This window comes from uncultured Corynebacterium sp., from assembly GCF_902782855.1.
GTDB lineage: Bacteria > Actinomycetota > Actinomycetes > Mycobacteriales > Mycobacteriaceae > Corynebacterium.
This window is the reverse complement of sequence record NZ_CACZOO010000155.1, coordinates 1-4,700: the sequence shown is the minus strand read 5'-3', so window position 1 is coordinate 4,700 and position 4,700 is coordinate 1. Positions and strand designations below refer to the sequence as shown.

5 protein-coding genes and 1 pseudogene are annotated in these 4,700 nt (G+C 65.7%); 2 read left to right on the top strand and 4 right to left on the bottom strand.

Annotation, left to right across the window (positions count from 1 at the left end):
• Positions 1-407, top strand: a pseudogene (locus QZV72_RS07195) (carboxylesterase/lipase family protein); the annotation flags it as partial.
• Positions 408-583: 176 nt separating this feature from the next.
• Here the strand turns inward: QZV72_RS07195 and QZV72_RS07190 are convergent.
• Positions 584-2,065 carry a dicarboxylate/amino acid:cation symporter gene (locus tag QZV72_RS07190; protein ID WP_297006685.1) on the bottom strand — a complete coding sequence of 494 codons (1,482 nt, stop codon included), beginning with the start codon at positions 2,063-2,065 and terminating at the stop codon, positions 584-586.
• A gap of 296 nt (positions 2,066-2,361) precedes the next feature.
• Here QZV72_RS07190 and QZV72_RS07185 point away from each other — a divergent pair, with 296 nt between their 5' ends.
• The gene (locus QZV72_RS07185) at positions 2,362-3,051 is read left to right on the top strand and encodes a CPBP family intramembrane glutamic endopeptidase (RefSeq protein WP_297006687.1); all 690 of its coding nucleotides are present in this window, start codon (positions 2,362-2,364) and stop codon (positions 3,049-3,051) included.
• Positions 3,052-3,081: 30 nt separating this feature from the next.
• Here QZV72_RS07185 and QZV72_RS07180 read toward each other — a convergent pair whose 3' ends face one another.
• From QZV72_RS07180 to QZV72_RS07170, 3 genes are all read right to left on the bottom strand, one after another.
• Positions 3,082-3,387 (bottom strand): hypothetical protein, encoded by a 306-nt coding sequence (locus QZV72_RS07180; protein ID WP_297006683.1) that lies wholly within the window; start codon positions 3,385-3,387, stop codon positions 3,082-3,084.
• Positions 3,388-3,497: 110 nt separating this feature from the next.
• Positions 3,498-3,968, bottom strand: coding sequence for a hypothetical protein (locus tag QZV72_RS07175; protein ID WP_297006681.1), 471 nt, complete (start codon positions 3,966-3,968; stop codon positions 3,498-3,500).
• A gap of 516 nt (positions 3,969-4,484) precedes the next feature.
• Positions 4,485-4,700, bottom strand: a 216-nt coding sequence (locus QZV72_RS07170; protein ID WP_297006679.1) for an excalibur calcium-binding domain-containing protein, incomplete at its 5' end; no start/stop codon positions are given.

The window sequence follows — 4,700 nt, the reverse complement described above, 5'->3', positions numbered from 1 at the left end:
GCTTCATCGGTGACGCCCTGTTCACCGCCCCCTCGATGCGGATGGCCGGCCAGCATCCGTCGGGCAGAGCGTGGATGTACCGGCTGGACATGTCCACCCCGTCGCTCAATGTCTCGGGCATCGGGGCGACGCACGCCCTGGACCTGCCGGTCCTGTTCGGTCGCTACGATTCCGGACGCGGTCCCGGTGCCCTGCTGCTCGGCGGGCGCGACCGGATGGCGGCGACGACGGCGGTGATGCAGCCGCGGTGGCGGCGGTTCATCCACGACGGCGATCCGGGGTGGGAGCCCTACCCGGGCGGGTACGCCACGCAGCTCTTCGACGGCGGTGAGAGGACCGTCGCGGATCCCTCCCCTGAGCTGCGCGAGGCCTGGGAGCCGGTGACGCTGACCGGGCCGCCGGTGTAGTTCACTTCCCACGACATGTCGATTGAGAGGCGATTCATCGACATACCGGGCGGAACATGTCTGTACTGTCGACATGTCCAGCGGGCGCCCTGACCTCCGGTAACACATCCGGAGGTTGTGTCGGTCGTCCTGCCTCCAGGCGCCCGAGGTCCGGACACAGGACACGGAATCCGGGGTCAGCGCGAGGTGACGTCTGCGGTGGCACCGTCAGAAGTCGCGCGGGAGGACGCGGTGACCCCGGCGTCCTGCCCGGCGTCCTGCCCGGTGTCCTGCCCAGAGTCGGCCTCCAGGTCGAAGCCGTGCTCGCCGGCGGCGTCCCACACGTCCTCCTCCCAGATCCCCGCGCGCTTGGCGACGACCGTGGCGACCAGGGACTGACCGGTGACGTTGACGGCGGTGCGGCCCATGTCGATGATCGGCTCGATCGCCAGCAGCAGGCCCACGCCGGCCAGCGGCAGGCCCAGGGTGGAGAGCGTCAGTGTGAGCATCACGGTCGCACCGGTGGTGCCGGCCGTCGCCGCGGACCCGATCACCGAGACGAAGATGATCAGCAGGTAGTCGGTGAAGCCGAGGTCCAGGCCGTAGAACTGAGCGACGAACAGGGCGGCGATCGCCGGGTAGATCGAGGCGCAGCCGTCCATCTTCGTCGTCGCACCCAGCGGGATCGCGAAGGACGCGTAGGCGCTCGGCACACCCATCGACTGCTCGGTGACGCGCTGGGTGACCGGCATGACGCCCATCGAGGACCGCGTGACGAAGCCCAGCGAGGTCACCGGCCAGACGCGACGGTAGAACCCGGTGACGGACAGGCCGTTGAGCTTCAGCACCGCCGGGTAGATGACCAGCAGCACCAGGGCCAGGCCCACGTAGATGGCCAGCACGAACTTGCCGAGGGAACCCAGGGCGTCCCACCCGTAGTCGGAGACGGCGTGACCGATGAGCGCACCGGTACCGATCGGGGCGAGGCGGATGATCCACCACAGCACCTTCTGCACCACGGTGAGCAGGGACTCGGTGATGTTGAGGAAGGGCTCGGCGGACTTGCCGGCCTTCACCGCGGCGATGCCGAGGGCCAGGGAGATGATGAGCAGCTGGAGAACGTTGAAGCTCACCGAGATGGAGCCGTCGTCACCGGCGGAGGCACCCAGGCCCAGGAAGTTGGCGGGCACGACCGAGTCGATGAAGCCCATCCAGGAGCCGGTGTGACCGGGTTCAGCGGCGGAGGATGCGTCAATGTCCGTGCCGGAACCCGGCTTCATCACCACGCCGACGAGGATGCCGGCGAGCACGGAGAAGAACGCCGTGATGACGAACCACACCAGCGTGCTGATGGCCAGGCGGGCGGCATTGGCGACCTTGCGCAGGTTCGCCACCGAGGTGATGACCGCGGTGATGATCAGCGGCGGGACCATCGTCTTCAGCAGTGAGACGTAGATCGAGCCGGTCTTGTCGAGGAACTGGGCGAGCCAGGGGGCGTCGGCGTCGGGGACGTCGGAGGCCTGGGCGCGGGCGATGAATCCGAGGATCAGGCCGACGATGAGGCCGGCGATGACCTGGGCGCCGAACCCGGTGAACCAGGCGGGGAGGTGCCGGTTGGGTGAGGACGCACCGTCGGTTGGTGCGGTGCCGGGCGTGATGCCGGGCGGGTTGTCTGACATGAGGTCGGTGTTCCTTTCAGACCAGTCTGTCTGTTCTTTGTCGCTGCCACTGTAACCCTCTTGTCGGCTGAATCCATTCCGTCGCGGTCGGGTGATCTCACCTACAGCGCATCCTGGCAGGTCACTGGCAACTTCAACCGAAGTCCGTGATCTGCACCGCTTCCGGTGTGTACGGCGGATGGACGCCAGGTAGCGTCGACATGCATATGAACACCACCGCCACCACCGTTCACGCCGGCCCGCCCACCACCGACGAGGTCCGCCTTCCGTTCCTGACGCGAGTCCGGCTACGACGAATGGACATTGTCAGCGTCGTCGCCGTCATCATGGGCTTGGCCACGATCAACGTCCTGGCCCACCTGACCTCGATGTCCGCCGTCGCCGCGACCGTTCCCGTCGGTGTGGCCTGCCTGCTGGTCATCGCCAAGGCACGCGGCATGACCTGGACCGACCTGGGGCTCGGCCGCGCTTCGGTCGCTCGGGGACTGAAGTACGGCATCGGCGCGGTGCTGCTGGTCGCGGCGGTCATCGCCGTCGCCCTGGCGATCCCGGTGACGCGGGGCTTCTTCTTCAACGAGTCCTATGCCTCCCTGCGCACCGCGCTGATCGCCGCACTGGTGATCATCCCGCTGCAGACCGTGCTGCCGGAGGAGCTTGCCTTCCGTGGTCTGCTCCACGGCCGGCTCCGGCGCCTCGGCGGCACGAAGGCCGTGTTCATCGGCGGGTCGATCCTCTTCGGCCTGTGGCACGTGGCGAGCTCACTGAGCCTCACCGCCACGAATGTCGGCCTGGCCGCGATCCTCGGCTCCGGCACCGCCGCCCAGTGGATCGGCGTGGGCCTGGCGGTCGTCGCCACCGCGGGTGCGGGTGCGGGACTGACCTGGCTGCGTCACCACACCGGCAGTGTGCTCGCCCCCATCGGCCTGCACTGGGCGCTCAATGCGGTGGGCGCACTGGCCGCGGCCGCCGCGTGGACGTTCCTTTGACCCGGTAATACCTGGCAGGACGCGGGAACGCTACTCCTGCGCTTCAGGTCCCCCGTTGCCCTCTGGCGGGTACCGGAACTGGCGGTCCCAGCGCCCGTCCGTCAGAAAACCCGGGATGATCACCGTCATCACCAGACCAACGAACCCCTCGACCTCATCACCTGCGGCGAAGGAACCGACAGTGGCGGCGGCGAACGCCACCACCGTCACCCGGGGGAGCAGCCAGGACGGCCGCCGGGCACGGTGCAGCACTCCCCACGTTGCGACCGCAACCCCGACAACCACCACGATGCCCTGCACCACCAGGCGCGACGGACTGTCGGTCACCAGGGACATGCAGACTGACCAAACCACCGCAGCGACCAGGACGACGCACCAGGCACTGTTGATCAGTTGATACTTCCGGGCCGGAGTGCCCGCTGCGCATCGCACGGATCTCACCACGGTCAGTAACAGTCAGCACCGGTGTGATGCTCTGGCGTGACCCTGATGCTAGGAGGCCAGATACTCCCGGTCGCCCCGAACTTCAGCGCAAGACACTTATCCTGAGCCACTGCTGCGACAGCCCACACACCAGTGTTGACCACATTGCTGGCGACAACAGCACTGAATGGCGGGGGAACGAGAGCGAGCCACGGTAGGGCGGCGAGGCCACCACCACCGGCAGCAGCAGCTGCCTGCTTCGTCTCCGACTTATTCAGGTAAGCATGCCCTGAAACAATATCCCAGTTGAACCGCGGATCCGCGACGACCGGGAAGAAAGTGTTGCCGTCAAAATCCACCACCTGAACCAAGGAATTTCCCCGTACCTCGAAGTGCGTCGGCACTTCCTTCCCCTCCGCATCCTTGGCCCAAGGAGTATCAAAAGCTCCCTGGGGGAAGCGGCCCGAGTTGAGGCCGACAGTTCCATCATCCATTTTCTCAAGCCGATCATCAGTATCGATCTGTACTGGGAAGGTGTACTCACGCGGCGCGTCAGCGCTGTCGATGTGAATGAGCGTCTGTACTCCGTCCGGGAGGCTCCGGGACTCGAACGAACAGGAACTCGACCGTGCCGAAACCGCACTCCATGCAACCGATGTGTCATTGTACGGAGACGCAGTTTCAACAGACGGAGAAGGAACAGTGTCAGCCCCCGCAGCGGGTGCCGTGGTAATGATGCACGCAGCCGCGAGCAAAGTTGGAGTTACTGCCGCTGATACGGATCTACGCATGCCGGATCCAATGTGTTATGAACAAAATGAAGGGTTATACCCCACAAATAATGCTGGGACACTTTCAGCATATTAATCACTCCGCCAGCAGGCAAGTGAAATCCACAATCGTTACATTGCTGTTACCCGGTTCTCCCCTAAGGCAACGTCAGGGTGGTTCATACTCCTCGCCGACTTTCATGGTCACTCGGTTCCGATCACGATCGTGGAACCTCCCCTTTACTCGCAGGCCACGCCGTCGCCGTCACCGTCCATGCCCGAACGGTAACCGGGTTGACCTGCATACAACGGAGCAGCTCCGGCAGCCCGGGCCGCCGTGCAGTTCGCGTAGTACACACCCGCCGGATCAACCGGAACCTCCTCGGCGGCTGGCGGGGCAGCAGGTGCGGGAGGTGCCACCGGGTCCTGGGCAGGCACATCGGCAGGCACATCGGC

What these genes read in the sequence shown, in the direction of transcription:
- QZV72_RS07175 (WP_297006681.1), bottom strand. Translation starts at nt 3,968, where the DNA reads ATGGATGATGGAACTGTCGGCCTCAACTCGGGCCGCTTCCCCCAGGGA.
- QZV72_RS07180 (WP_297006683.1), bottom strand. Translation starts at nt 3,387, where the DNA reads ATGTCCCTGGTGACCGACAGTCCGTCGCGCCTGGTGGTGCAGGGCATC.
- QZV72_RS07185 (WP_297006687.1), top strand. Translation starts at nt 2,362, where the DNA reads ATGGACATTGTCAGCGTCGTCGCCGTCATCATGGGCTTGGCCACGATC.
- QZV72_RS07190 (WP_297006685.1), bottom strand. Translation starts at nt 2,065, where the DNA reads ATGTCAGACAACCCGCCCGGCATCACGCCCGGCACCGCACCAACCGAC.